Raw genomic sequence first — 26,799 nt, forward strand, 5'->3', positions numbered from 1 at the left:
CCGCAATCGTTGACCCGCACTCCCCGGGGGGCTGCCGCGACGGGCGTCTAAAGAACCAACAACCTCAAAAAGCAAAGCCCAGCAAAAAAAGCCCCTCTCCAAACCACCCCAAACCAGATCCCCCCCTTAAACCACCCCCTCGAACTCCTTGAGCAAAGGCCCTAACTCTGCCCGCAGCGCTACCTGTAAGTCGTTTGCCGGAGATACCAGCGGATCCAGCACTTCCGGCGCGTTCACGCCGATCAAATCCATCACTGACTTCATCGGCCCCGGATTCGTCTCTGCGAACGCCAGATTCATCAGCGGAATCAAACGGCGATGCAGCGCCATCGACTCTTGCGTGGGGGCTTCGGCCGCCAACGCGTACACCTTCCGCCAGGCGGTGGGCAGCAGGCTTGCCGTTACTACGATGCCGCCGCGGGCGCCTGCGGCCAGGTGGACGGGCAGCAGCGTATCTTCGCCGCTGAAGACCGCGAACGACTCGTCCACGCCTGCCACGGTACGCAGGAAATGGTACATGTCGGTGTTGCACGCCTTCATGCCGATGATGTTCTCGTGGCGCGACAATTCGTGCAGCACTTCCGGCGCAATCGCGATGCGGGTGCGGTACGGGATTTCATAAATCATGACGGGCAGCGGCGACGCGTCCGCATAGCGCAGGAAATAGTCGCGGATGCCGGCTTGCGTGGGCGTCGTGTAGTACGGCGTCAACACCATCAGCGCATCGGCGCCGGCTTCGGCGAATTCTTGGCCGGCCTGCAGCGCGTCGTGGAAACCGGGGTCCAGCACGCCGGGGATCACCGGCACGCGGCCTTCCACGGCCTCCACCGTCAGCTTGCACATGCGGATGCGTTCGGCGCGGGGCAGCGCGCCGTATTCGCCCGTGCCGCCCAACGGCACGATGCCGTCGATGCCTTGCTTGAGCAGGTAGGCGATCAGCGCGCGGGCGGCTGGGACGTTGATGGTGTCGTCGGCGTGGACCGGCGTCGGGATGGCGGGGAAAACGCCGCGAAGATGGGTTGCATTCAACATGTTGCGAATCCTAAGAGGTAATACAAACGCGCAGGGGTCAGTTGGCCAGGCTGCGGCGGCGGAGCCGGTCGGCCAGCCAGATCAGCGCGGCAATGAAGATGAAGAGGCACGTCGAGACGGCGGCGATCACCGGAGAAATCTGTAGCGTCACTTCGTCCCAGAACTGCTTGGGCAACGTGGCGTTCAAACCGCCCGAGGCGAACAGCGCAATCGTCAGTTCATCGAACGACGTTGCGAACGCGAACAGGAACGACGACATCAGGCCAGCCCCCAGAATGGGGAAGGTCACGAAGCGCAGCGTGGCCCAGGGGCCTGCGCCCAGGCTTTGCGCAGCCAGGTCCAGGCGCGTGTCGTAGTTGCGCAGCACCGCCATCATGGTGATCACCACATAGGGCACGGCGACCACCGTATGCGCCAGAATCAGGCCAATGGTGGAGCCCACCAGGCCGACGCGGGCGAAGAAATAGAACATGCCCACGGCGATGATCATGCGCGGCACGACGATGGGCGACAACACGAACGCCAGCATCGCCGACTTGCCCCGCATATTGGCGCGCACCAGCAGGAAGGCAGCGGGTGTGCCGATCAACATGGCCAGCAGGCCGGTGCCCACGCCCACGATCAACGAACGGGTGATCGCCTGCATCCACACCGGCGACGTGAACATCTGTTCGTACCACTGCAGCGAAAAGCCCTTGGGCGGCCAGGTCAGGCCGGAACCCGAATCGAACGACAACGGGATCATCAGGAACGCGGGGGCGCTCAGGAAAGCCAGCACGCCCAGCACGACCCACCACAAGGTGCGCGACTGGCCGGTGCCGGACACCGAGCGGCGCAGCCGCTTGGGCAGCAGCGCGAACAGCGCGTCGGACACGTTGGCCAGCACGGTCAACACCGCGTCGCCCGCGCGGCGGGACAGGCTTTCCTTGCCCGATGCGCGCACGCGAGTGGACGCGCCGCCCGTCATGGTGGACAGGCCCAGCACCTTGTCGTAGATGGCGAAAACCACCAGCACGACCACCAGCAGCAACACCGACACCGCGCCGGCGAACTCCCAGTTCATGGTTTGCTGGACCTGATCGATGATGATCTGCGTGATCATCGTTTCCTTGCGGCCACCCAGCAGCGCGGGCGTGATGAAGAAGCCGATGGCCGTCACGAACACCATGATGGCGGCCGCCGCCACGCCCGGCATCGACAGCGGGAAGTAGATCTTCCAGAATGCCGTGCCGGGTCGCGCGCCCAGCGTGGACGCGGCGCGAGGCAGGTTGCGGTCGATGTTCTCCATGACGGACAGCATCGTCAGCACCGCCAGCGGCATCAGTGCATGCACCATGCCAACCAGCACGCTGCCGAAGTTGTAGAGCAGGTTGGCCGGCGCATCCAGGATGCCCAGGGCCTGCAGCAACTGATTGACGACGCCGTTGCGGCCCAGCAGCACGACCCAGGCGAAGGTGCGGACCAGGAAGCTGGTCCAGAAAGACAACAGCACCCAGAACAGCAGCGACGTCTTGCGCTTGGCCGTCAGGCTGGAGATCAGGTAGGCCACGGGATAGCCCGCCACCACCGAGAAGAACGTTGTCCACAGCGAGATCTTCAACGTGATCAGCAGTACGTTCACGTAGACCGACGATTCGAACAGGCGATGGTATTGCGCCAGGCTGAAGCCTTGTTCGCCGACGACGCTCAGTAGCAGCAGTTGGCCGACGGGGTAGATCAGCAGCACCAGCAGCAGCACGACCAGCGGAGCCGCCATCAGGAAATGGCGGCGGCCCGGGCTCATGCGCTTGCGAGGATTGGCAAGGGTTGTCATGCGTTCACTCCGCAATGGCCACCGCGTCCGCGGCCTGCCAGCTGACCGTCAGCGGCTGGCCGATAGCGTATTGCTCGGCCTGGCGCTGGGTGGGGTAGGCCACGACGATCGGTGCGGCATCCGCCACGCCCGAATCCAGATACAGCTTGGTCAGGCTGCCTGTCACCATCACGTCCAGCAGCTTGCCCGTCAGCCCGGGGCCGGCGGTGGCCACGCGCAGGTTCTGCGGACGCAGCATCACCGTGACTTTCTGGCCCGCCTTGATAGGCGCGCCGTTGGACAGCGCCTGCCCGGTCACGCCCTGGTGGGCCAGCTTCACTGTCAGGGTGTCGCCGTCCACCGACGTCACTTCGCCTTGCAGCAGGTTCGATTCGCCCAGGAAGTCCGCGACGAACAGGGTGCGAGGACGGAAGTAAAGGTCGGCCGGCGTGCCCAGCTGTTCGATCGCGCCGCCGTTCATCAGGCAGATGCGGTCGGACATGGTCATGGCCTCTTCCTGGTCGTGCGTCACGTAGACGATGGTGGTGCCCAGCTCGCGGTGGATGCGTTTGATCTCAAGCTGCATCTGGTCGCGCAGCTTCTTGTCCAACGCGCCCAGCGGTTCGTCCATCAGAATGATGGCCGGGCGGTAGACCATGCAACGCGCCAGCGCGATGCGTTGCTGCTGGCCGCCGGAGAGTTCGCGCGGCAGGCGCGCGGCGACGTGCGGCAAACGCACCATTTCCAGCGCTTCGTGGGCGCGGCGGCGGGCCTCGGCGGCGGGCACCTTGCGCATCTTCAGGGGGAACGCGATGTTCTCCTCGATGCTCATATGCGGAAACAGCGCATAGTTCTGGAACACCATGCCGATATCCCGTTCATACGGCGCGCCGTAGGTGACATCGGCGCCGTCGATCAGCACGCGGCCCTCGTCGGGCTGCGCCAGGCCGGCGATCAGGCTCAGCAGGGTGGTTTTGCCGGAGCCGGACGGACCCAGCAGGGTCAGGAACTCGCCGCGAGCGACGTCCAGGTGCGTGGGCGCCAAGGCGACGAAGTCGCCGTAGCGTTTGCCCAGGCCCGAGATTTGCAGATTGGAAGAAGACATGGTGTTCATTCAGGAGAGAATTACTTCAGGACCCAGCCGTTGAAGCGCTCGAGCACGTCGCGCTGCTTGTCCAGCCAGTACGCCGCATTGATGTGCAGACCTGTCTTGATGTTGTCGGGGTGGGTGGGGCAATTGCGCGCCACGTCGGCCTTGATGTAGTCGAAGGCGGCTGGCTGCGTGACGCCGGCGGCGAAGAACTCCACCAGCGCGGCCTGCCGCTTGGGGTCGGAAGCGAACTTGATGAATTCGCGGCAGGCGTCGGCGTTGGGCGTGCCTTTCAGGATGGACCAGTTGTCGCAACCCCAGATGTTCTGGTCCCAGACGATTTGCACCGGCGCGCCGTTGGCGATGGCCGATTGCGCGCGGGACACCCACGTGGCGATCATGTCGACTTCACCCGACCCCAGCATCTGCTCGACCTGGGCGCCCGTGTTCCACCACACGTCCACTGACGATTTGACCTTGTCCAGGCTGGCCAGCGCGCGGTCGATGTCGCAGGGGTAGACCTTGTCGGTGGGCACGCCATCGGCCATCAGCGCCTCTTCGATGGTGTCGAACGGGTGCTTGCGCAAGCCGCGGCGGCCGGGAATGTCCTTCACGTTCCAGAAATCCGCCCACGAGGCCGGGGCGCGGCGCCCCTTGAACGCGTCCGTGCGGTAGGCGAGCACGGTCGCGTAGACGTTGTTGCCCACGCCGTAGGGCGACATGTATTGCTTGGGGATGGTGGCCACGACCGGGTCCGATTCCAGGCCGTGCTTTTCCAGGTAGACCTTGCCGCCTTCGGTCAGCATCAGAATGGCGGGCTGGCTGATCTTGGCCATGTCCCAGGTGTAGTTGCCGGTGTCCACCATGCTGCGGATCTGCGCGGTGGGTTCGGCGTTTGCCTGCACGCCCACGACCTGGATGCCGGTGGCTTCCGTGAACGGCTTGTAGAACACGGCGCCATACGCCTTGCTGTAGATGCCGCCGTCGTCGCGCACGACGATGCGCTTGGACGCCGCGCGCGACGGCGTCCAGATCATGGGCATGGCCAACGCGGCAGCGCCGGCGGCAACGGTTTTAAGCGCGCTGCGGCGCGAGGCGTTGTGGAGGGTCGATTTCATGGAAGACTCCTGCGGGTCGGGTCAGGGACGACGGATCAAGAACGACGGCTCAAGGCAGCAAGCGGCCGGGGTTGAAAAGATTGGCGGGATCAAAGGTGGACTTCAGCGCGCGCATCATCGCCAGTTCGACGGGCGATTTGTAATGCGCCATTTCGGCCAGCGACGTGCGGCCCACGCCGTGCTCGGCGCTGAACGTGCCGCCCAGCGCGTCGGCCACGTCGTTGACGGCGCGGCGGATCTCGGCGGCCATCGCGTCGCGCTGGGGCAGCGCATGCCAGGCGTCGAACGTGAAGAAGGGGATGAAGTGCACGTTGCCGTCGCCCAGGTGCGCCACAATCAGCACGGGCAGGTCCGGCACCAGGCGGCGCACCGCGGCGGTGGCCGCTTCGATGAAATGCGGCACGCTGGCGACCGGCACGGCACTGTCGGTCGTCAGCCCCACGCCGGCCTTCTTATTGCCTTCCGATACGCTGTGACGTACCTCCCAGAGCGCGGCGCGCTGCGTGTCGTTGCTGCCGATGACGGCGTCATGCAGCAGGTCTTGCTCGGAGGCTTGTTCCAGTATTTGCTGCAACAGGTCTTGCAGTTCGGCGCCGCTGCCGGTGTCCGACAGTTCCACCAGCACGTGCCAGGGATGCGCGCCGGCCAGCGGGTTCTTGCGGCCCGGCACATGCGTCATCACGATATCCAGCTGGTTGCTGTCGATCATCTCGAAGGCCGACAGGCGCGAGCCGCAAGCGCGCTGGAACAGGCCCAGGATATCCAGCGCCGCTTGAGGACTGTCCGGCGCCAACCAGGCCACGGCGTGGGCGGTGGGCAGCGGATGCAGCTTCAATACCGCGGCGGTGACGATGCCCATGGTGCCTTCGGCGCCAATGAACAGGTGTTTGAGATCGAAGCCCGTATTGTTCTTGCGCAGCGCCGTCATCCCGTTCCAGATGCCGCCGTCCGGCAGCACCACTTCCAGGCCCAGGATGTTGTCGCGCGTGTTGCCGTAGCGCAGGACGCCCGTGCCGCCCGCGTTGGTGGCGATGGTGCCGCCGATCTGGCAGGAGCCCTCTGCCCCCAGGCTGATGGGATACAGCCGGCCTTCGGCGGCTGCGGCCTGCTGCACGGTGGCCAGCACGCAGCCGGCCTCGACTTCCATGGAGTTGTTGGCGGCGTCGACGCGGCGGATCTTGCGCATGCGCGCCAGGTTCACGATGACGGGCGGCTTGCCGTCGGCATCCGGGACGGCGCCGCCGCACAGGCTGGTGTTGCCGCCCTGCGGCAGCACTGGCGTGGCATGCGCGTTGCACAAACGGACGATGTCGGCTACCTGCTGCGTGTTGCCGGGCAAGGCAACGCACAGGGTCGGGCCCTTGTACCGGCCACGCCAGTCTTCGGTATAGCCGGCCGTATCGGCGTCGGAATGAAGGATGGCGTCCGTGCCCAGGGCCTGGGTCAACGCGTCTAGCAGGGTCGTGCCGTTAGTCATGTCTGTGGTCCCGAATGGGGCCCGGACGTCAGTGGAAATCCGAGCGCATTGAGGCACAGCATACGATTACTTAAATCGCTTTTCGATTTGATTAATCGTACTTCAATCGATTCTAGGGTATGTACTAGGGGTGAATCCGTCTGATACCGGGCGCCAGCGGGCCTAATGGCAGCCCCCGATTGCGGTTTTCAAAATGATCGAAATACAATCATATCGTGTGAAATGCAATTCTATTCGGCTCCTGCAAATCAAGGAAGGGACATGCTTCCCAGCGTGATGGAGTACCGGCGGCAGGCGCAAAAGCGGCTGCCCCGGCTAGCGTTTGATTATCTGGAGGGCGGGGCGGAAGACGGATTGGCGCTTGCTCGCAACCGGGCCGCGTACGCCGACGTGGAATTCCGCCCGGACGTGCTGGTGGACGTGACGGATTGCCGTCTGGACGCCACGGTGCTGGGCGCCTCGGCTGCCATGCCGGCCATCGTCGGGCCCACGGGCCTGAACGGCTTGTTCTGGCCGGAAGCCGACGTGCATCTGGCGCGCGCCGCGCATCAGGCGGGCTTGCCTTTCGTGCTGTCCACCGCGTCGACCTCGTTGCTGGAAGACGTGCGCGCCGCCACGCCGGGCGAACTTTGGCTGCAGCTGTATGTGCAGCGCGACCGTCGCATCGCCGAACACCTGATGGACCGCGCCTGGCAGAACGGCTACACCGTGCTGTTCCTGACGGTGGATGTGCCGGTGCACGGCAACCGCGACCACGACAAGCGCAATGGCTTCTCGCTGCCGCTGCGGCCATCGCGCCGGCTGCTGATGGACCTGGCGGCGCACCCGGGGTGGTGTTGGCGGATGTTGCGCCACGGCGGCCCGCAATTGAAGAACTTGGCCGTTAGCGCCAACGCGCGCGAGAACATCACGGAACAGGCCTCGGTGCTAAGCCGCCAGATGGACCTGGCGCTAAGCTGGAACGATGTTGCCTGGCTGCGCCGGCATTGGCGCGGCCGCATCGTGATCAAGGGCATCCAGGGCCTGGCCGATGCGCGGCGCGCGCACGCGCATGGCGTCGACGGCATCGTGTTGTCGAACCACGGCGGTCGGCAGTTGGAAAGCGCTCCGTGCCCGCTCGAGGTGCTGCCAGAGGTGGCGGCAGAACTTGGGCAGTCGCTGGAAATTCTGGTGGACGGCGGCGTGCGGCGCGGCAGCGATATTGCCAAAGCCGTGGCGCTGGGCGCGCGCGCCGTATTGCTGGGCCGAGCGCCCCTGTACGGATTGGCAGGGCGCGGACCGGCCGGTGCACACGAAGTCCTTGCGATCCTGCGCACCGAACTCGGCAACACCCTCAGACTATTGGGCCGCGACCGCATCGGCGCGGTGGACGCCACCGCGGTGCGAAAGCGCTGAATGCCTTTCTTGCCATCCCATCTTTCCTGGAATCAGAGCAACATGCGTGAAAAGATCGTCTTCATCGGCGGGGGCAACATGGCCTCCGCCATCATCGACGGGCTGCTCGAACAGGGCCGCCAACAAGCTGACTTCCTTGTAATCGAGCCCTATGCGCCCACGCGCGACGCGCTGTCCGCGCGTGGCCTGCACTGCCGCGAAAGCGTTGATCCCGAAATCGCCGACGCCGCGTTGTGCGTGCTGGCCACCAAACCGCAGGTGTTGCGCGAAGCTTGTGGCCAGGTGCGTCAGCATCTGTCGCCCGGGGCCACCGTGGTCAGCATCGCGGCGGGTGTGCAACTGGCGTCGCTGTCGGACTGGTTGGGCGGACACGCGCGCATCGTGCGGGCCATGCCGAATACGCCGGCCAAGGTGGGGCTGGGCATGACCGGCCTTTACGCCACGCCGGCGTGCGGCGATGCCGAACGCGCGCGGGTGGACGCCTTGTTCGCCGCGGTGGGCGATCGCATCTGGACCGACAGCGAAGCCATGATCGACGCGGTGACGGCCGTGACGGGCAGCGGGCCGGGCTACGTCTTCCACTTCATGGCGGCGCTGGCGCAGGGCGCACTGGAACTGGGATTTTCCGCTGCCGATGCGCGCCGGCTGGCCGTGTCCACGTTTCGCGGCGCGGCGGGGCTGGCCGCGAGCGAAGACGTGCCGCTGGCCGACCTTCAGGATCGTGTCACCTCCAAGGGCGGCACCACCTACGCCGCGCTGTCGCACTTGCGGCAAGCCGGCGTTGCCGACGCGATCGCGCAGGCGGTGCATAGGGCCGAAGAGCGCGCACGCGAGCTGTCGGCGGGGTAGGCCGGGATACCGCTGAAAAGCACGCGGCGTCTACCATTTCAGCGCCGCCGGCCCAGCCACCACAGCAGCAAGGTCGACGCCGCGATCGCCGCCACGTTGAATTGCAGGGCCGACGCGAACGCCTGGGCGTAACGCTCGGGCGCGCCGGTCCCCGCGTGCGCATGCAGCGCGCCACCGAAGAGCATGCCGGCCGCCGACACGCCCAGCGCGGCGCCCACTTGCTGCAACGTCGACACCACGCCCGCCGCCATGCCGGCCTGGCGGTCTTCCACCAGGCCCAGCACCAGATTCACCAGCGGCGTATTGACCGCGCCTTGCGCCGCGCCCAGCCACACCAGCGCGGGGACCAACGACCAGGGCGCCAGCGCGGCGCCCGCGGCGCCGACATGCGCCATCAACGCCGCCGTCGCTCCGCCATACAGCAACGCGGCCACCGCGATGGCGCCGGTGCCAAAGCGCGCCACCAGCCGCGGCGCGGCCATCGACCCCGCTACGAAACCCACGCTGGCCGGGGCGAATATCAGCCCGGCGGTCAGTGCGTCCAGGCCGAAGCCGGTCTGCACCAGCAGGGCGTAGCAAAGGAACATTGCGCTGGCGGTCGAGAACACCAGCATCACCAGCAGGCAGCCGGCGGCAAAGCGGGGCTGCGCAAGCAAGCTCATGTCGACCAGCGGCACGCCGCCCCGGACCTGCACGCGGCGCTGCATGCGCACGAACTGCGCCAGCAGGACGATCGAAGCGCCACCGCTGGCAAGAGTCCAGGCCGGCCACTGCCGCGCCGGCCCTTCGATCAACGCCAGCAGCAGCAAGGCCAGCCCCGCGCCCACCAGCGCCGCGCCGGGCCAGTCCATCGCCGGGCCTGACGCCTCGCGGGATTCGGGGATGTGGCGCGCCAGCGGCCACGCCAGCAGCCCCAATGGCACGTTGATCAGGAAGATGGCGCGCCACGCCAGTCCAAACACGTCCGCATGAACGATCCAGCCGCCCAGCACCTGGCCGGCGATGGCCGCCAGCCCCAGCGTCATGCCCAACAGGCCGAATGCGCGCCGCCGCGCGTGACCGTCATAGCTGACGCGGATCAGCGCGTACACCTGCGGGAACAGCATCGCGGCCGCCACGCCTTGCAGGATGCGCGCGCCGATCAACGTGTTGGCCGTGGGCGCCAATCCGCATAGCGCGGACGCCACCGCAAAACCGGCCATGCCCAACATGAACAAGCGGCGCCGGCCGTGGCGGTCGCCCAACCGGCTGCCAGCGATCAGCAGCACGCCGTATGCCAATTCGTAGGCGGCAATGATGAAATTGATCTGCGCAAAACTGGCCGACAGCGTGGTCTGCATGCTGGGGATGGCCACGTTCACCACGAACAGGTCGAAGATCGTGATGAAGCCGCCGGACAGCAGCACGGCCAGGCCCAGCGGGCTGAGCGCGGGCGCGCCGGATGCGGGGGGCGCGCAAGCGGCGCGCAGGGAAGTCGAAGTCATGGACACGCCATCGGAAACAGGATTGGCGCTATTCTGGGCGGGCTTCCAGCCTTATACAATTTAGCCGTTTATGCTATTACTGAACGCAATAGCCTGCCGCACAGAACGCCTGCCTCCATCGCCCGATGACTGACCTTCCGACTCCCCAACGCCTGGACCGCACGCGCGCGGACCTGTCCGAATTCCTGCGTCTGCGCCGCGAACGTCTCAGCCCCACCGACTTGGGGCTGCCCGCCGGGCGCCGCCGCCGCACACCGGGGCTGCGCCGCGAAGAGGTTGCCGCGCTGGCCGGTGTGGGCCTGGCCTGGTACACCTGGTTCGAACAGGGGCGCAACATCAGTGTGTCGGCCACCTTCCTGGAAAACCTGGCGCGCGTGTTGAAGCTGGATGCGGCCGAACGCCGCCACCTGTATCTGCTTGCGCACCAACGTCCGCCAGCAGAGCCCGGCCGCACCTGGTGCACCGTGCCGCCACAAGTGCGCCGGCTGATGGACGACCTGTCCGCGCGGCCCGCCTACATTCTGAATCTGCGTTGGGACGTCGTTGTGTGGAACGCCGCCGCTGATCACGTCTTCGATTTCTCGGCGCAGCCGCCCGGCCGGCGCAACCTGTTGTGGATGCTGTTCGTGGCGCCCGCGATGCGGCACGTGTTCGTCGACTGGCAAGCGCAGGCGCCCGCGATGCTATCGACCTTCCGCCGCGACTTCGCCAGCGCGGCGGGCGCGCCGGACATTGCTGAACTGGTCGACGAACTGGAAAGCGTGTCGCCGGATTTCAAGGGCTGGTGGCGGGAGCACGACGTGCATGGCGCCTGCATGGGCCAACGCAGATTGCATGTGGAATCATTGGGCGACCTGGCGTTCGAACATGCCACGCTGTCGGTCGATGAAAGTCGCCATCTGCGGCTGGTCGTGTATGCGCCGGCGCCGGACGAGCCGCGCGCCGATGACTTCACACGCTGGCTGCAGGCCCGCGCGGAAGCCGCGACGGGCCGCTGTTGAAGACGGAATGCCGACCGGGCCGGGGCGGCTCGTGCAAGCGCCGCCCCGCTGCCGTCCCGGTGCTTACGGCGTCACGATGTTGAACCAGAATTCGAAGTCGTCCAGCGAACCGAAGACGTCGTTCAGCTTGGCCTGGTCTCCAGTGAGCTTGACGTCTCCCTTGGCCAGCGCGTCTTTGAGCGACGTCTGTTTCAGCATGATGTCGTTCAGCGTCTTGCGCGTCAGCGATACGCTGGCGCTGGGGTCTTTCGCGGGCTTGCCTTCCGTGTGGTTCAGGACGCTGTTCACCATCTCAAGCGTGTACTGCTGCTTGGTATCGGTGAAGTCCAGGTTCAGTACGACGTGCTTGCCTTCGGCCTTGTCGCGGTTCAAGCGGACCGCGAAATAGTCGAAGAGCATGTCCAGCGTCATGGCCCGGACAGTATCGGGACTGGCGGTGTCAGGCACGGGCAACTTCTTCACGCCTTCGCGGAGTTCCTTTGCGCCGGTCAGGTAAAAGTTGCGCCACGGACCGCTTTCGGCCTGATAGCCCATCTGTTCCAGGGCGTCGGCCTGCAAATCGCGCGCCGCTTGGTTCTTGGGGTCCGCGAAGACCGCGTAGTTGACCACCTCGGCCACCCAGCGGTAGTCGCCCTTGGCGTAGTATTCCCGGGCCTTTTTCAGCAAGGCGTCCGTGCCGCCCATCATGTCGACATAGCGCTTTGCCCCTTCTTCGATGGGCAGCGTATGCAGGGTGGCGGGGTTGCCGTTGAACCAGCCAAGGTAGAGCACATACGTGGCCCGCACGTTGTGATTCAACGAGCCGTAATAGCCCCGGTTGGAGAACTTGGTGGCGATCGCCTTCGGCAGCTTGACCTGTTCGGCGATTTCCTCCTTGTTGTATCCCATGTTGGCAAGGCGCAAGGTCTCGTCGTTGATGTACCGGTACATGTCGCGCTGCGTGCCCAGTTGTTCCTGGACCTCTTTCTTGCCCCACACCGGCCAGTGATGCATGGCGTACATGACTTCCACGTCATCGCCCCACATGGCCAGCGCTTCATTCAGGTACTTCGACCAGGCCAGCGGGTCGCGGATCTTCGCACCGCGCAACGAATAGGTGTTGTGCAAGGTGTGGGTGGAATCTTCCGCCGTGTTCAGCGCCTTCTTTTCCTTGATGTAATACAGCATTTCGGCGGGGGCTTCGCTGCCCGGGGCGTACAGGAACTGATACGTCAATCCGTCGATGGTGCGCGTTTCGCCCGTCTTTTCGATGATGTCGGTGGGCGGGATGAGCGTCACGGTACCTGCGGACGTCGTGGTGCCAAGGCCGGCGCCGACCTGGCCGGTCGGGCTGGGCGGCAGCAGGTTCCCGTACATGTAGCTGGCACGTCGGCTCATCGCGGTGCCGGCCATGACGTTTTCCGCCACGGCGTGTTCAAGAAAGCCCAGCGGGGCGTAGATCTTGACCTTGCCGGCCTTGACGTCGGCTTCGTCCACCACGCCGCGCACGCCGCCGTAGTGATCCACGTGGCTATGGGTATAGATAACCGCGACCACGGGCTTCTTTGGCCGGTGCTGATAATAGAGGTCCAACGCCGCCTTGGCCGTCTCGGTCGAAATAAGCGGATCCATGATCGTCAGGCCTTCCTTGCCCTCGACGATCGTCATGTTGGACAGGTCCAGGTTACGCACCTGGTAGATCCCATCCGTGACCTGGAACAGGCCAGAGATATTCAAAAGTTGCGATTGGCGCCACAGGCTGGGGTTGACGGTATCCGGCGCCTCAGAGCCTTCTTTGATGAAGTTGTACTTGCCGGGGTCCCACACCAGGTTGCCTTGGGCGCCCTTGATCATCTCGGTGGGAAGCGGGGCGATGAACCCTTTGTGGGCCAGCTCGAATGACGTCTTGTCCGAAAAAGGCAGCGCCTTCAGGAGCGCGGCATTGGCCTGTTTGGTCGCGTCTTCGGCCGGTTTGGGCGCCTGCTGCGACCACGCCGAGGGCGCTGTCGCAAACAGCAACGTTGCTAACGCGGCCGACGTCAAGCGACCGCCCTTCAATGGCTTGCCAAGGCGATTGTGAGTGGATGAGGGGGCGTTCGCACCGCGAGTGAGCTTCATGATGACGATTTCTCCATGCATTGAAATGGGCGAACCGGCGTCGAATACGCGGTTCCATCGGGCAACAAGGTCACGAAAATACGGGATTCGGCAAACAGCTTCGGCCTGATGCCGTGCGTGGCTCGCGTGCAGCGATAACCCATTGAAGATCACGCTGAAACGGCGCCCCGGGCAGCAGGCGATTATTCTCAGCCTACACAAAAACGGACGTGCCGAATATAGAATTCTTGATGCCTGGTTATTGCCGTCATATGCCTGTCTTGCAAAGCGCACTGCCAGCATGCGATATTCACGCGAAGCGAGAATTGCCTTGTTGGTGGTTTTGCTGTCCGCGCAAGCGCGTGGCGTTTCAGTAGTCAATGACGTGTTCGATGTATCGATGGCGCAAACGGTATTTACCGGGAGTCAGGATGGATCAGCATCATGGGGCGGCCAACGCGGTTGATCAGTTTTCGCTGGTGCGTGATGACCTTTTCTATCGCATCCAGCGCAGAATCGGGTTGATCCCTGCCGGTGGCGGCGGCTTCGCGCGACGTGCCGTCGCCTATGCACTGATTGCCTGGCTGCCTTTGGTGATCGCCGCATGGCTGGCCGGCACGGCCATCGAATCACTGGAAGACAACGAGCCATTGCTCGGCCATATCGGCATTCATGTTCGCTGTCTTATCGCCATTCCACTGCTGGTGCTGGCCGAAGGCATTGCCCAGAAGCTCATTCCCGTGGGCTTGCGCGAGTTCCGGCAATCCGGGCTTGTTGACGACGCCTTGTCCGCCAGGTTTGATCAGGTCCTGATCGGCGTGTCGGCGCTGCGAAACCGGGTCGCGCCGTGGATCGTCATTACCGTGTTTGTCGTCACGTGGATAGCCGTCCTGTTCTTCTCTCCCAATCTGGACGAACTGCGTTGGGCGGATTCAGGCAGCCACAGTCTCAGCTTCGGCGTCTGGTGGCTATTACTCGTGACGCGGCCTATTTTCTCGATCCTGCTGCTTGCCTGGGTATGGCGGCTGATAATGTTGGGACTACTGCTGTTGAGGATCGCGGCGTTGCCTCTGAAGCTGGTACCCAGCCATCCCGACCGCATGGGCGGTCTGGGCTTTCTCACGCGGCTGCCCGTCGTCTACGGCCCTTTCCTGTTTTCCGTTTCGGCCGTGGTGGCGGGTGTCTGGGCGCATGAAGTCCTGTATCACGGGGTGATGGTGCCCTCGCTTTACGGCCAGATTGTGGCGCTGCTGGTGGTGCTTACGATCATCGGACTGGCGCCGCTGCTGGTGTTCACGCCATTGCTATTGCGCGTCAAGCGGCAGGCGCTGCTTGATTACGGCGCGTTCGTGTCCCTGCACGGGCGGTTGGTCCATGAAAAGTGGATACAGGGCAAAGACGTGCCGGACGATCCCATGCTGGATGCGCCCGAACTGGGGCCGGTGGCGGACGTGCAAGCCATCTATCAGGCGGTCGCGTCGATGCGGGGCGCCATCGTCAATAAATCCGTGCTGTTGAAGATCCTGCTGCCGGCCGCCTTGCCCATGCTGCTTTTGATCTCGATGCAATGGCCGTTGAAGAGCACGCTGTCCAAGTTGCTGTTCACGTTGCTCTAGCCTTCTGAACACCGGCAGCCGCCTCGCTGTTGGCGGGCATGGCGCTGATCGTGGCGGGCATTGCGGCAGGGGTGTTTGAACGTCGCGCCTGACGGCCGTGGGCGCGCCCGGCCGCCGCCGTCAGGCGTATGATTTCAGGCAGAGGATCAGTCCCGCCTGGCCTGGGCGACAGCCCGCGTGCCAGCTTTGCATGCCACTGCTTCGCGTCGTTCGAGCCGCCCGTGCGCGCACGGGCGTGAAGGTGTCGCGCCATGGACCATCTACTGCTTGCCGTCCGCCCGGATGACTCCGGTTGCAAGGGGACGTGGTTCGCCGCCCGGTTACCGGCGGGTGATCACGATCTCGAGGTACTCACTGGGCACCACCACCCCGGCGTCGCCAGAGCGATTGAACCGGTCTATTTGCGCTATGAGATCGCTTTCCAGGGCGCCCTGCGCAGCGGGTTCCAACGTGGAAAACGCTTTAAGGACCGGCCCGTAATAGGTCTTGAAGACCTGCAGCCAGTGTTCCGGCGAACGGTAACGGAACACGAAATGGCGGGGCTCCGCCTGGATTGCGGTGGCGTGGCTTCCGAACATCTGGTCGATGCGCGCCCGGGTGCCCCACAGCGCGGGCGATTTGACGCCGGCCGGCGGCGGCAGATGCTTGCCGATGGTCTTGAATACCTGGCCTACGAAGCCGTCCGGCGTCCAATTGGCCAGGCCGATCTTGCCGCCGGGGCGGCATACGCGGATCAGCTCGGCGGCGGCCTTGTCCTGGTCGGCCGTGAACATCACGCCAAAAGTGGAGATCACGGCGTCGAAGCTGGCCGGTGCAAAGGGCAGTGCCTCGGCATCGGCTTCCTGGAATTCGATCTTCAGGCGTTCGGCCGCGGCGCGCTCGCGGGCGCGTCCCAGCAGCGCGGGAACGTAATCGGTCGCGACGACCTCGCACCAGCGCCGGGCCGCAGCCAGCGAGGCGTTGCCGTTGCCGGCCGCGACATCGAGGACTTTCTGTCCGGCACGGACGTCAAGGGATTCGCACAGTTGCTCGCCGACGATCTGCAGTGTGGTGCCCACGACGGCGTAATCTCCGGAAGACCAGGTGGCTTGCTGCCGGGCTTTCAGGGCGGTCAGGTCGGGCTGCGCGTGATCTTGGGTTTGAGCCTGGGCGGTGGTGAATGCGGACATGGTCTGTCTCCATTAGGACGGGGGTGGCGCGCTGGCGGATATCACCGGCACGACGCGGAATCACAGGCAGGAGTGCGTAGGCATAGGCGTGTCGTGCGATCCGGAGTCAACCGTAAGGCCGGGACGTGGAGGCGGGCGTGGTAGCCGGCGTGGAATCTGTCTCGGCGGAGCATCCGGATTTTCCCGGGGATGGAACCGCCATTCGTGTCCGCATGCTTGGGCCGATGAGGATCAGCCGGGCGGGCGCCGCTTTGGTCTTGCCGCCCTCACGCAAGCTGCGCGCGTTGATCGCCTATCTTGCGCTCGCCCCGCACGCGGTGACGCGCACGCACCTGTGCGAGCTGCTCTGGGACGTTCCGAATGATCCCCGCGGCGAACTCCGATGGTGCCTCAGCAAGGCAAGAGCCTTGCTCGACGAGCCGGACCGCCGCCGGATCCTGGCAGATCAAGACGCGGTGACGCTCGACCTGCAAGATTGCCTTGTCGATGTCCTCGATACCGAGCAGGCGATGCGGCAAGGCATCAGCAGCGTCGGCGTGGAGCGGCTGCGCAGCTTGGCGGCGTTGTTCGCGGGTGATTTCCTGGACGGCCTGCAGCTCAAGTCGTGCCCGCTTTTCGACAGCTGGGTGGTGGCGCAACGGCGGCGATTAAGGGGCTGCCAGGCGGCGGTGATGGAACACCTGGCCGCGTGTCTACCGGCCGGGTCCGAGGAGCGCTACGCCTGCCTGGACAATTGGTTGCGCCTGGCGCCTTTCGACCGGCGCGCGCACGCGCTGATGCTGCAATCGCTAAACGACCGGGGGCGGCTTCGCGAGGGCGAAGAGCACCTGGCCGCCGCGATACGCGCCTTCGGGGACGAGGGGCTGGATTGGCGGCCGCTGCGCCATGCCTGGAGACTGCTTCGGCTTACCCCGGAAGACCCGCCGACACCGGCGGGCGGCGCCGACAAGCCGCTGATCGCCGACCCGTCCGAAGGCGGCAGGGAAAGAACCGGACGGGCCTCGATCGTCGTCATGCCATTCGCGGACGCATCGGCCCGCGGCGGCGTGCGGGGCGGGCTGGGCGATGGGCTGGCTTACGACATCATCACCCGATTGGCCAAGCTGCGTAGTCTGTTCGTGATTGCGCAGGGGACGGTATTCGCCCTGGACCAGCGCAGCGTGGGGCCGGAGGAGGCCGGCCGCACGCTGAATGTGGACTTTGTGGTGAGCGGCTCGCTGCGCCGGCTGACCAACCGGATCATCGTGGACGTGGCGCTCGTCGAATCGCGGACGGCGCGCATCGTCTGGGCGGAAGCCTTCGACCATACGCTGGACGACGCATTCGTGGCGCTGGACGAGATCGGCAATCGAATCGTCGCGTCGATCGACATCGAGATCGAATCCGCCGAGCGCAGCCGTGCCATTCTCACACCGCCGAATTCACTGGATGCGTGGTCGGCGCATCATCGCGGCCTGTGGCATATGTACCGGTTCAACCAGGCGGACAATGCCCTTGCGCGGCATTTTTTCGAGATGGCGGTGCGGCTGGACCCCACATATTCGCGGGCCTATGCGGGACTGTCCTTTACCTATTGGCAGGCGGCGTTCCAGCGCTGGGGCGAGCAGAAAGCGGCGGTGGACCTGGCGTTCAAAGCCGCTGGCCAGAGCCTGAGCGCCGACGACCGGGATCCGGCGGCGCATTGGGCCATGGGCCGGGCGCTATGGCTGCGCGGGAGCCAGGAGCCGTCGCTCGCGGAATTGCGGCGCGCCGTGGATCTCAGCCCGAATTTCGCCCTGGGGCACTACACGCTGGGGTTCGTCCATTGCCAGTCGGGCGACGCCCAGGCGGCGATCGGGTCGGCGGACCATTCGCGCCATCTCAGCCCCTTCGATCCCTTGATGTTCGGCATGCTGGCCGTACGGGCGCTTGCGCTGGTCCGATTGGGACAGATCGAGGAAGCTGCCGACTGGGCGGTCAAGGCGGCGATGCGTCCCAACGCCCATGTGCACATCCTGGCGATTGCCGCCCACTGCCTGGCCATCGCCGACCGGGTGGATGAGGCGCTGGGCTTCCTGGCCCTGATCCGCCAGTCGCATCCTGCCTACCGCGTGGGGGATTTCCTGGCTGCGTTCCGGCTGACGCCCGAGGCCCAGGCCTTGTTCAAAGCGGGCGCCAGACGGATCGGGTCAGAGTGAAGCCCGTTGCACGCGGGTTTGAACGTCGCACTTGACGGCTGGATTTTTGTGGGTGTATCGTAAGATATATATCTAAAGATACATCTTAAGAGCGAACCGATGCGACATTCCCACTTTCAAAACGACCGCCATGGCCACCATGGTCATCACGATCACCACGGCCATGATGGCCACCACGACCATCATGGCCATCATGGCCATCACCCCCGCCATGCGGCCTCGGGCGGCGACTGGTTTTCGGGCTCGCCCGATGGCCGGGGCGATGCCGACGGCTTCGGCGGCGATGGGCGCGGCTTCACGCGCGGCCGCCGCGTGTCGGCCGATGATCTGCAATTGATGCTGCTGGGCCTGCTTGAGCAAAGCCCCAGCCACGGCTACGAACTCATCAAGGCCCTGGGCACGCTCAGCAACGGTTTCTACACGCCCAGCCCGGGCATGGTCTACCCCGCGCTGACCTATCTGGAAGAGCTGGGCTACGCCACCGTTGAGCAGGACGGCGCCAAGAAGCGCTACCACCTGGCGGAACCCGGCAAGGCGCATCTGGAGGCCAACCGTAGCCGCCTGACCATGATGTTCAACCGTTTCAAGCACATCGCCCGCAAGATGGACTGGATGCGCCAGGCCTGGAGCGGCGAGCCCCGCAACCTGGGCCCGGAAGGCCAGGACATGCGCACCGGCTGGCTTCCGGAATTCGTGGAAGCCCGGCACGCCCTCCGGCAGGCGTTGCTGGATCGCACCGACGCGTCGCCTGCCGAACAACGGCGCATTGCCGCCATCCTGGCGCGCGCCACCGACGAGATCAACGGCAAGCCCTGTGCTTGATCCTTTCCCCCGATTTGGAACGTTAATGACCCGTACCGATTTGAACGTGGAGCGCGTGCGCCACAACCTGAAAATGCGCGTGCTGACTGTCGCGCGCACCGAACGCATCGCGGGCCTGCTGGCCCGCATCACCTTCACGGGCGACGACCTGCAGGACTTCGTGTCCGCCTCGTTCGACGACCACGTAAAGCTCTTTTTCCCTGCCGACCCGTCGCTGCCGCCGGTGGTCCCTACCGTCGGCCCTGATGGCGTCAAGTTTCCTGACGGCGCGCCCAAGCCGGCCGCGCGCGACTACACGCCGCGCTATTTCGATGCGGCTCGCCGCGAACTGGTCATTGACTTCGTGCTGCATGGCGATGGCCCCGCGTCCACCTGGGCCGAGCAGGCCGAACCCGGCCAGACGCTGGGCATCGGCGGCCCGCGCGGTTCCTTCGTGGTGCCCAAGGCTTTCGACTGGCACGTACTGATCGGCGACGAAACCGCGCTGCCGGCGATGGCGCGCCGCCTGGAAGAACTGTCCGCCGCCGCCCAGGCGCTGGTGCTGATTGAAGTGCCGTCCGCCGCTAACCAGATCCCGCTGCCGTCGGCCGCTAAAACGTCCGTGCGCTGGCTGCACCGCGACGGCAACGCGCCGGGCTACAGCACCTTGCTGCTGGAAGCGGCGCGCGAACTGGTGCTGCCCGCAGGCGAGGGCTATGTGTGGGTGGCAGCTGAATCCGCCGTGGCCAAGGCCGTGCGCGAAATCATGGTGTCGCAGCATGGCATCGACAAGGGCCGCATTCGCGCCGCCAGCTATTGGAAGCGTGGCGCCGTGGCCGTGCACGAGTCGCACGAGGACTGACCGACCGACCTGCAACGTGGCCGCCGTCCATGACGCCTTACGCCTTGCGCCTTACGTCTTGCGCGTCAGGCGAAGCAGGTTTTCCACCTTTCCTCCAAGCCGGTCCTGCCGCACCGCAAGGCCTAGCACCGCCCGCGGCCAGTCCAGCGCGAAAGGGCGGTAGACAACGCCGTCGGGACGCAGGTGGCGCAACGACTCCGGCACCACCGCCACGCCCATGCCTGCCGCCACCAGGTTCACCGCCGACGACAACTGCGGTGCCCGTTGGCCGATCAGCGGGTTCAGGCCGTGCTGCCGGCACGCCGCCATGATGTCCGCGCTAAGGCCATACCCGGACTTTCGGGAATACAGGATGAAGCGCTCCTGTGTCAGGTCCGCGGGCGTCAGCCGTTTCTTGCGCGCCAATGCGTGGCCCAGGGGCAACGCTACCACCAGCGGTTCTTCCGCCAGCTGCGTGAACGTCAGGCCGCCATCCAGCGCGAACGGCGGCCGCACGAAGGCGGCGTCGATGGCGCCTTCGCGCAAGCGAGCCACCAGCGTCTCGCTATCGCCTTGCGACAGCGTCATCTCCACGTCGGGATATTGTTGCCGGTATTGGCGGATCAGCGCCGTCACCACGCCGTTGAATGATGCGGATTCGGTGAAGCCCAACGTCAGTTCTCCCACCTCGCCGCGCGCGGCGCGCTGCGCCGTTTGCACGGCGGCTTGCGCGCGGTGCAGGATGTCTTGCGCGCAGGCAAGGAAGGCCCGCCCCGCGTCGTTCAGCATGACCCCGCGGCCCGTGCGGTCGAACAGCGGCGTGCCGACTTCCTGCTCCAACTGACGGATCTGCTGGCTGAGCGGGGGCTGCGCCATGCCCAGCAGTTCCGCCGCGCGCGTGAAGTGCTGGGCCTCGGCGGTTACGACGAAATAGCGCAAATGACGCAGTTCCATATTCATACCTGAAAAGTACTGATTGTCAATTTTCCATATATTGGACATTCTATTGCAGCGGGCCGATGATGCAGGCATCGATTCATTGCCCTCAAGGAACCCGCATGAACACGCCCATCAAACCCAGCACCCTGTTGCGCCAGCATCTGGCCCAAGACATCGTCGTGGCGCCCGGCGCCTATGACGGCATGTCGGCCCGGCTGGTGGCCGCTGCGGGCTTCAATGCCGTGTACGCCAGCGGCGGCGCCATTGCGCGCGCGGCGGGCTATCCGGACATCGGGCTGCTTAGCTTTACCGAAGTGATGGACCGCGTGGAAAAGATCATCGACGCCAGCGGCCTGCCGGTGGTGGCGGACGCCGACACGGGCTTTGGCGGATCGGCCAACGTGGAGCGCACCGTGCGCATCATGGAGCGCGCGGGCGTGGCGGCCTTCCATATCGAAGACCAGTCGTTTCCCAAGCGGTGCGGCCACCTGGACGACAAGAGCCTGGTGGACGCCGACGAAATGTGCCGCAAGGTGCACATTGCGCGCCAGACGCTTTCGGATGCCGATGCGTTGGTCATCGCGCGCACGGACGCGATCGCGGTCGAAGGCTTTGACGCCGCGATCGCGCGCGCGGAACGCTATGTGAAGGCGGGCGCCGACATGGTTTTCGTGGAAGCGCCCGAAACGCTGGCGCAGATACGGGCCATCGCCGAACGCCTGCCGGGACTAAAGCTGATCAACATGTTCTACGGCGGCAAGACGCCGCTGGTGCCATTGCCCGACCTGGCGGCGATGGGTTATCGCCTGGCCATCATTCCGTCGGACCTGCAACGCGCCGCCATCCACGCCATGCAGGCCACGCTGGCGGCCATCCGGCAGACCGGCGACAGCAGCGCGCTGGCCGACCGCCTGACAAGTTTCAAAGAGCGCGAAGCCATCGTGCAGACGCAGCGCTATCTGGCGTTGGACGCGCAATAAGCGTCCAACGCCTCGACCCTAGCGGCGGCAGCGCGCCGGCAGGGACGGCGGCCACAGGCGCTGGCCGGCGCTGCCGTACAGCGCGCGCATGCCGCACACCATCTCGACGCGGGCCAGCGCATTGCCGGCAGGGTCGATGATCTTCGACAGATCCATCGTGGACACGACGGCGCGCTTCCCGGCGAAAGGCGTGACCGCACTGTAGGCGGTGGGAATGACGAACTTGCCTTGGCCGTTCACGTAGCCGAAGTCCAGGTCGGTGCGCGCGGCCGCCAGGCCGTCGTGCAGGGCGCCCAGCGCGTCGAACGCCGGACCGCTCAATGCGCCCTTGGCGTCGACCGCGCGCACCGCCCGAGTGGATAGCAGCGTGACCGCGCGGCCGGCCGAGAACGCCGACGCCGTGCCTTCCACCTTCATGCGCGGTTTGCCGTCCGGCGCGGTGTATTCGGTCATGGGCTTGCCGTTCGCGACGTAATGCCGAAGCAGCCAGTCCGACCCTTGCGGCCAGCGCCACTCGCCGCCCGGCAGGGTCGAGACGGTCTTGCCCGTGGCGTCGATCAATCGCGTCCCGGTGGCGTCGGTGGACAGCGCGCGCGCAGGCGTGCCCTGGAAGATCGATCCGACAGCCGCCGTGGGGGGAATCTGCCATGCGCCCTGTGCGTTCAGATAGCCATAGCGCACGGCGCGGCGGATCTCCAGCCAGTCGCCAACGCGAGCGTAGGTGGCGTCTTGCAGGTCCAGCGCGCTGCTGCCGTCGGCCGACACGATCCAGCGGTTCTGCTCGCCGTCTGCCGAAATGGTTCCGCCCGCTGCCGCGGTTACCTGCAGGTGCGGCTGGAACGACGTCAGCGCGCGGCCCTGGTCGTTGAACACGGCCGCGGCGCGTTCATAGTCTTCTGCCTGCCCGCCGGCCTGCCATACCTTCCACAGCTTGTCGTTGATGCGGGCGACGCCGTGATGCGCCGCCGGCACCACCCAGCGTCCCTGCAGATCGATCACGCCCACGCGGTCCGCGCCCAGCGAGGCCACGGCCTGGCCGTTCTGGAAGTGGCCGATCTGGTGGAAAGCGGGGGCGGCCAGTTCCTTGCCGGCCACGAAATCGTACAGACCCCATCGCGCGTCTTCGCTGGCCGTCTTCAAGTACCGGACCACGCCGGGCGCGACGATGTCGGTCTGGAAGACATCGGGCAGGTCGTAAGTCTTGCCTTCGCGGTCGACCATGCGGTTGACGCCGGCGGCGTAGGTCAGCGCATAGCCGTGGCGGAATGTGCCGATATGCTGCTGCGGCGGCAGTGGCAACGGCTTGCCGTTGGCGTCCAGCAGTTGCAGGCCGCGTTCGGTCTCGGCCGCGTAGCGCAGTTGTTCGGGCTTCAGCGCGGTCGGGCCGTCCTGGTATTCCGGGTCGTCGGCCCGGCGCTCATCGGAATCGTCCAGCGCAATCAGGTCCGTCCACCACGGATCGGTGACCCAGCTGCCGTCGGCCAGAATCAGGCCGGCGCCTGTCATGCCGCATTGGCAATGTCCCTGGCCCAATATGCCCAGCGGGGCGCCCGGGATGTTCAACGGCGGCGCCTTCAGTTCCATGCTCTGCGTCGCTTCCACCGCTTCGGGCTTGAGCAGTACGCGGCCGTCGGCATCCAGGACGTTCAGCAACCCGCCTTCCTGCTTCCGGATCCACAGCCGGCCATGGCGCAGCTCCATCGGTCCTGCCTGCGGCAACCAGGCAGGCGCGGTGTCGCCGCTTAGCCAGACGCCCTTGGGCGTCAGCACGCCGGCGGGCGCGCCCGTCTGGTCAGCGAATATCACGAAGCCTTCTTCGTTCTGGGTCGGCGTCGACGCGTCGCTCAGTTTGATCGGTGCGGGCTGCCCCGGCACCAGCGCCATGAGCGTTTCCCCCACGGGGTAGACGAGGGTGTCCTGGAAACGCTGGGACTCCTGGGCTTCGTCCGGTTTCATCGTCGTGACGACCGCGCCTGCGGCATTCAGCACGGCATAGCCCTTGCGGCCATCCAGTTCGGCGCTCCAGAACGCCTTGCCCACCGGCTGCAGGCTGTTGTAATGCTGGTCCGCGCCGGTCACCTTGCCGTCCGTGCCGATCAGCACGGCGCCGTCGCGGCTATAGGCCACGGCCGGGCGGCTGTCGTGCTGCGTCAGGATGTCTTCGTAGACCGGTTCGACCAACCAGTTCCAATCGCCGTCCACCACGCCGTAGCGGTGTTCGTCGTTGATGGCGATGTACAGGCCCTGGCCATAGGACTGCGTGATGGTGATGCCGGGCTTGGCGAAACGGCGTTCGCCATTGATGCCGCGGTATTCCTGCTTGTATTGCACCGCGGCCCGGGCCGGCACGCCATCGGCCAGGAACAGGTTCTGGATGCCCGTGTCCAGGGGTTCGCCCACGGGTTGCCCCTGGCGGTCGATCAATTGCTGGCGTCCGTCCAGCATGGCCACGGCCAGGCCGATCTCGGCGTAGTCCTGGACGCTGTCATAACGCGGCGGCACGGCCATGCGCCCGCGCGTGTCGATAAAGCCCCATTTTCCCTGCCATTGCACGGCGGCCAGGCCGTGGCGGAAGTCGCGCACATCCTCGAATAGCGGCCGGATCGCCAGCCGGCCGTTCGGGTCCAGGAACCCCCAGGCGTGGCGGCGCAGTGACTGGTCCATGGGGACGCGGTTGATGTTCTCCAGGGCCGAGGGCAGCAACACCGCGGCGCGTCCGTCCGACAGCGCGCGGATGCAGCCGTTGGTAAAGGGGCTGCTGCTGGAGATGGCGTCGGCGTTGGCGTCGGTGCGGTAGCTGCCTTCTTCCAGGCAATACAGATGGCCGCTTTGCGCATGCGCGGACAGGGAGGCGCCCAGCGCGGCAATCGCGCAGGCGAGTCGGGTGGTGCGGATCACGCGTGACGTCATGGTTATTCTGCTTTGGCGTTGTCGAGGACGGGGGGAGGCACTTGCGTGGCTTCGGGGCAGGTCAGCGCCTCTTTCGGCCACGTGAGGTTTTCCTCCGCGTCGAAGATCACCACTTTGTCGCACAGCACGCCGAACAGGGCGGTCATTTTGCCGTGGGTGTCGATGAATTCGACCCCACCGTCCCGAAGGACCATTGCGCGCCCGTCATGGAAATCGTCGGCCCACTTGAACGCGGGCGGAATCGCGTAGCGCCCGGTCAAGTCGATGAATCCATACAGCTTGCCGGTGCGCTCCAGGCGGCGCGCGCGGGCCAGGCCGTCTTTCATCGGGCCGAGTTGGGAGAAGTGCGCGCCGACGACGCGCTTGCCGTCCGCGTTCACGAAACCCGAGCGGCCGCTTTCGTCGCTGTAGGGCGCCACGCCTTCGCTGGCGCCGTTGTACTCGACCGAATAGCGGCCGGGGAAACGCGTGATTTCCCGGCCCTGCAGGTCAGTCATGATGGCGCTGGATTCCGAGGCGTCGGTGAACAGCAGGCGTTGCATCGACGCCAACGGAAAGCCGTCCCCGCGTTTTTCCAGCACCGTCTTGCCGCGTTGGTCAATCAAGCGGTATCCGGTGCCCAGGTTGACCCGCGCCAGGCCTTCCGGCTGCACGAAGAAGGGATTGAATTCGCCATACAGGGCGGGCACGGCGAAATTGCCCCGGGCGTCGATTGCGCCTTCGCGTTCGTCGTTGCGCATGATGACCCAGTCGCCGTACTGCTCCCGGCTTTCCGGCTTGCCTTGCGACAGGCGGGTTGCGTGGCCCTGCGCGTCGAACAGCACGGGGCTGCCGTCGGCCAGTTCGCCGATATAGCGTCCGTCCTTGATCTTCGCGGGCTTGCCATAGACGGTGGCGCTGGCCTTGCCGGTGCGAAGATCGACCAGACGGTACGGGCTATCCGCGTAGCGGTTGGCGGTGTCCTTGGCGTCGGGGTCGTCCACCAGCATGAAGCCGTCGCCCAGGTATTCCATCTTGTAGGCGCTCTCGTGCGTGGGGCGCACGACCCACTGGCCGTCGCGGTTGACGACGCCCCAGTGGTCCTTGTCCTGGACGCGGGCCCAGTCGTCTTCGAATTCCTCGATGTGTTCGTAGACGGGTTTCAGCGCCGGCGCGCCCCGGCGGATGTTCCAGATGCCCCAGCGGCGTGCGCGGTTCTCGTCCGGCGCGCGGTAAAGCAGCAGGTCGCCGTCAAGGTGCGTGGCGTCGGCCGCGACGTCGGCGGGAATGGGCACCGTCTTGCCGCGCGCGTCGATCAGCAAGGCGTCGTCGCGGGACATGTCCGACGTGCGGGCCCAGGTATAGGCGCCGCTGAACTTGCGGATGCCGCTGTACTTGGGCGGCACGGCCCAGGCGCCTTTGCCGTCGATGGCGCCGAACTTGCCGCCGGAGGTGCGCACGACCAGCGGCATCGTTGCGTCATAGGCGTCGATGGCCTCCCATTCCGGGTTCGAGACCACCGTGCCCGACGCCGTCAGGATCGACGGCGGCTGCTGGTAGTCGCCGGTTCGCAGCAACGCCAGCGGCATGCCCGCCGCGGCCCCGCTGCGCCCGGCGGTCTTGCCCGGGGAAAAGGCGGTGATCTCGTAGGCGCGCAATCGCGCGACGGTGTCGGCGTCCAGCAGCGGTTTGCCGTCCTCGGCGTAGATCTGGATCAGGGCTTCGACGCCCGGCGCGGCCATGGACGTCGTCTGACTGTCGCCGTCTGCCAGAACGGCGGATACCGTCACGTCGGTGGCCGCGGCGGTATCGGCATTCGGGTCGGACGCGGCCTGCGCGCTGTCCACGGCCGTCGGCGGGGCCGCGACGACCGTCATGACGGTCGCGGCGGTATCGGCGGCTGCCGCCGCGGGAACCGCATCCGCGGGGGCTCCGGCGTCGACGGCAATGCCTGCGGCGTCGACGGCCTCGCCGGGATTGGCCTCGGCCGGCGTCCCTTCCTTCGCGGCATCCATCAGGCCGGTCGCGCGGGTGGCGTCATCGGTCGCGCCGGCGTCCGCCGCGCCCGGCGAC

20 protein-coding genes are annotated in these 26,799 nt (G+C 65.8%); 9 read left to right on the plus strand and 11 right to left on the minus strand.

The window, feature by feature from the left end:
* Positions 1-126 precede the first annotated feature (126 nt).
* From dapA to ACE039_RS26180, 5 genes are read right to left on the minus strand one after another with little or no spacing between them, the layout of a single operon-like run.
* Positions 127-1,032, minus strand: coding sequence for a 4-hydroxy-tetrahydrodipicolinate synthase (gene dapA / locus ACE039_RS26160; RefSeq protein WP_485823730.1), 906 nt, complete (start codon positions 1,030-1,032; stop codon positions 127-129).
* 37 nt (positions 1,033-1,069) lie between these two features.
* Complete coding sequence (locus ACE039_RS26165) at positions 1,070-2,845, minus strand: ABC transporter permease subunit (RefSeq protein WP_105560042.1); 1,776 nt, start codon at positions 2,843-2,845, stop codon at positions 1,070-1,072.
* 4 nt (positions 2,846-2,849) lie between these two features.
* A complete protein-coding gene (locus ACE039_RS26170) occupies positions 2,850-3,929 on the minus strand; it encodes an ABC transporter ATP-binding protein (protein WP_310032237.1) in 1,080 nt (359 codons plus the stop codon).
* A 20-nt stretch (positions 3,930-3,949) separates the two neighbouring features.
* Complete coding sequence (locus ACE039_RS26175; protein WP_105560043.1) at positions 3,950-5,032, minus strand: ABC transporter substrate-binding protein; 1,083 nt, start codon at positions 5,030-5,032, stop codon at positions 3,950-3,952.
* A gap of 49 nt (positions 5,033-5,081) precedes the next feature.
* Positions 5,082-6,509, minus strand: a complete 1,428-nt coding sequence (locus ACE039_RS26180; protein WP_485823731.1) for an FAD-binding oxidoreductase — start codon at positions 6,507-6,509, stop codon at positions 5,082-5,084.
* 261 nt (positions 6,510-6,770) lie between these two features.
* Here ACE039_RS26180 and ACE039_RS26185 point away from each other — a divergent pair, with 261 nt between their 5' ends.
* Positions 6,771-7,904 carry an alpha-hydroxy acid oxidase gene (locus ACE039_RS26185; RefSeq protein ID WP_448708081.1) on the plus strand — a complete coding sequence of 378 codons (1,134 nt, stop codon included), beginning with the start codon at positions 6,771-6,773 and terminating at the stop codon, positions 7,902-7,904.
* A gap of 42 nt (positions 7,905-7,946) precedes the next feature.
* Complete coding sequence (gene proC / locus ACE039_RS26190) at positions 7,947-8,753, plus strand: pyrroline-5-carboxylate reductase (protein WP_485823732.1); 807 nt, start codon at positions 7,947-7,949, stop codon at positions 8,751-8,753.
* Between the two features lie 38 nt (positions 8,754-8,791).
* Here proC and ACE039_RS26195 read toward each other — a convergent pair whose 3' ends face one another.
* A complete protein-coding gene (locus ACE039_RS26195) occupies positions 8,792-10,237 on the minus strand; it encodes an MFS transporter (RefSeq protein WP_485823733.1) in 1,446 nt (481 codons plus the stop codon).
* A gap of 125 nt (positions 10,238-10,362) precedes the next feature.
* Between ACE039_RS26195 and ACE039_RS26200 the strand changes: the two genes are divergently transcribed.
* The gene (locus ACE039_RS26200) at positions 10,363-11,238 is read left to right on the plus strand and encodes a helix-turn-helix transcriptional regulator (protein ID WP_485823734.1); all 876 of its coding nucleotides are present in this window, start codon (positions 10,363-10,365) and stop codon (positions 11,236-11,238) included.
* A gap of 63 nt (positions 11,239-11,301) precedes the next feature.
* On the opposite strand, the gene ACE039_RS26205 is transcribed toward ACE039_RS26200, so the two are convergent.
* Entirely contained in the window at positions 11,302-13,335 is a 2,034-nt protein-coding gene (locus ACE039_RS26205; protein WP_448708076.1) for an alkyl/aryl-sulfatase, read from the minus strand.
* 142 nt (positions 13,336-13,477) lie between these two features.
* Here ACE039_RS26205 and ACE039_RS26210 point away from each other — a divergent pair, with 142 nt between their 5' ends.
* Complete coding sequence (locus tag ACE039_RS26210; protein WP_485823735.1) at positions 13,478-13,780, plus strand: hypothetical protein; 303 nt, start codon at positions 13,478-13,480, stop codon at positions 13,778-13,780.
* Entirely contained in the window at positions 13,746-14,930 is a 1,185-nt protein-coding gene (locus ACE039_RS26215; RefSeq protein WP_485823736.1) for a hypothetical protein, read from the plus strand. Before ACE039_RS26210 ends, ACE039_RS26215 begins: the two co-directional genes overlap by 35 nt.
* 320 nt (positions 14,931-15,250) lie before the next feature.
* On the opposite strand, the gene ACE039_RS26220 is transcribed toward ACE039_RS26215, so the two are convergent.
* Positions 15,251-16,099, minus strand: coding sequence for a class I SAM-dependent methyltransferase (locus ACE039_RS26220; protein ID WP_485823737.1), 849 nt, complete (start codon positions 16,097-16,099; stop codon positions 15,251-15,253).
* Positions 16,100-16,224: 125 nt separating this feature from the next.
* Between ACE039_RS26220 and ACE039_RS26225 the strand changes: the two genes are divergently transcribed.
* The 3 genes from ACE039_RS26225 to ACE039_RS26235 all read left to right on the plus strand — a co-directional run bounded on the left by ACE039_RS26225 (position 16,225) and on the right by ACE039_RS26235 (position 19,939).
* Complete coding sequence (locus ACE039_RS26225; RefSeq protein WP_485823738.1) at positions 16,225-18,276, plus strand: transcriptional regulator; 2,052 nt, start codon at positions 16,225-16,227, stop codon at positions 18,274-18,276.
* A 99-nt stretch (positions 18,277-18,375) separates the two neighbouring features.
* Entirely contained in the window at positions 18,376-19,098 is a 723-nt protein-coding gene (locus tag ACE039_RS26230; RefSeq protein WP_485823739.1) for a PadR family transcriptional regulator, read from the plus strand.
* Positions 19,099-19,123: 25 nt separating this feature from the next.
* Positions 19,124-19,939: a siderophore-interacting protein gene (locus ACE039_RS26235; protein ID WP_485823740.1), complete on the plus strand. Its 816-nt coding sequence runs from the start codon at positions 19,124-19,126 to the stop codon at positions 19,937-19,939.
* Between the two features lie 51 nt (positions 19,940-19,990).
* Here the strand turns inward: ACE039_RS26235 and ACE039_RS26240 are convergent, their stop codons facing one another.
* Positions 19,991-20,872 carry a LysR family transcriptional regulator gene (locus ACE039_RS26240; protein WP_485823741.1) on the minus strand — a complete coding sequence of 294 codons (882 nt, stop codon included), beginning with the start codon at positions 20,870-20,872 and terminating at the stop codon, positions 19,991-19,993.
* 104 nt (positions 20,873-20,976) lie between these two features.
* On the opposite strand from ACE039_RS26240, the gene ACE039_RS26245 reads away from it, so the two are divergent.
* Positions 20,977-21,837 (plus strand): isocitrate lyase/PEP mutase family protein, encoded by an 861-nt coding sequence (locus ACE039_RS26245; RefSeq protein WP_485823742.1) that lies wholly within the window; start codon positions 20,977-20,979, stop codon positions 21,835-21,837.
* 18 nt (positions 21,838-21,855) lie between these two features.
* Here ACE039_RS26245 and ACE039_RS26250 read toward each other — a convergent pair whose 3' ends face one another.
* Both ACE039_RS26250 and ACE039_RS26255 read right to left on the minus strand, forming a co-directional pair.
* Positions 21,856-24,747, minus strand: coding sequence for a WG repeat-containing protein (locus ACE039_RS26250; protein ID WP_485823743.1), 2,892 nt, complete (start codon positions 24,745-24,747; stop codon positions 21,856-21,858).
* A 2-nt stretch (positions 24,748-24,749) separates the two neighbouring features.
* Positions 24,750-26,799: WG repeat-containing protein (locus tag ACE039_RS26255; protein ID WP_485823744.1), on the minus strand; the 2,050-nt coding region annotated here is incomplete at its 5' end.

The organism is Achromobacter maghribensis (assembly GCF_057334215.1).

What these genes read in the sequence shown, in the direction of transcription:
- ACE039_RS26175 (WP_105560043.1), bottom strand. Translation starts at nt 5,032, where the DNA reads ATGAAATCGACCCTCCACAACGCCTCGCGCCGCAGCGCGCTTAAAACC.
- dapA (WP_485823730.1), bottom strand. Translation starts at nt 1,032, where the DNA reads ATGTTGAATGCAACCCATCTTCGCGGCGTTTTCCCCGCCATCCCGACG.
- ACE039_RS26200 (WP_485823734.1), top strand. Translation starts at nt 10,363, where the DNA reads ATGACTGACCTTCCGACTCCCCAACGCCTGGACCGCACGCGCGCGGAC.
- ACE039_RS26170 (WP_310032237.1), bottom strand. Translation starts at nt 3,929, where the DNA reads ATGTCTTCTTCCAATCTGCAAATCTCGGGCCTGGGCAAACGCTACGGC.
- ACE039_RS26165 (WP_105560042.1), bottom strand. Translation starts at nt 2,845, where the DNA reads ATGACAACCCTTGCCAATCCTCGCAAGCGCATGAGCCCGGGCCGCCGC.
- ACE039_RS26245 (WP_485823742.1), top strand. Translation starts at nt 20,977, where the DNA reads ATGAACACGCCCATCAAACCCAGCACCCTGTTGCGCCAGCATCTGGCC.
- ACE039_RS26220 (WP_485823737.1), bottom strand. Translation starts at nt 16,099, where the DNA reads ATGTCCGCATTCACCACCGCCCAGGCTCAAACCCAAGATCACGCGCAG.
- ACE039_RS26180 (WP_485823731.1), bottom strand. Translation starts at nt 6,509, where the DNA reads ATGACTAACGGCACGACCCTGCTAGACGCGTTGACCCAGGCCCTGGGC.
- ACE039_RS26195 (WP_485823733.1), bottom strand. Translation starts at nt 10,237, where the DNA reads ATGACTTCGACTTCCCTGCGCGCCGCTTGCGCGCCCCCCGCATCCGGC.
- ACE039_RS26185 (WP_448708081.1), top strand. Translation starts at nt 6,771, where the DNA reads ATGCTTCCCAGCGTGATGGAGTACCGGCGGCAGGCGCAAAAGCGGCTG.
- ACE039_RS26205 (WP_448708076.1), bottom strand. Translation starts at nt 13,335, where the DNA reads ATGAAGCTCACTCGCGGTGCGAACGCCCCCTCATCCACTCACAATCGC.
- proC (WP_485823732.1), top strand. Translation starts at nt 7,947, where the DNA reads ATGCGTGAAAAGATCGTCTTCATCGGCGGGGGCAACATGGCCTCCGCC.
- ACE039_RS26215 (WP_485823736.1), top strand. Translation starts at nt 13,746, where the DNA reads ATGGATCAGCATCATGGGGCGGCCAACGCGGTTGATCAGTTTTCGCTG.
- ACE039_RS26230 (WP_485823739.1), top strand. Translation starts at nt 18,376, where the DNA reads ATGCGACATTCCCACTTTCAAAACGACCGCCATGGCCACCATGGTCAT.
- ACE039_RS26240 (WP_485823741.1), bottom strand. Translation starts at nt 20,872, where the DNA reads ATGGAACTGCGTCATTTGCGCTATTTCGTCGTAACCGCCGAGGCCCAG.
- ACE039_RS26250 (WP_485823743.1), bottom strand. Translation starts at nt 24,747, where the DNA reads ATGACGTCACGCGTGATCCGCACCACCCGACTCGCCTGCGCGATTGCC.
- ACE039_RS26235 (WP_485823740.1), top strand. Translation starts at nt 19,124, where the DNA reads ATGACCCGTACCGATTTGAACGTGGAGCGCGTGCGCCACAACCTGAAA.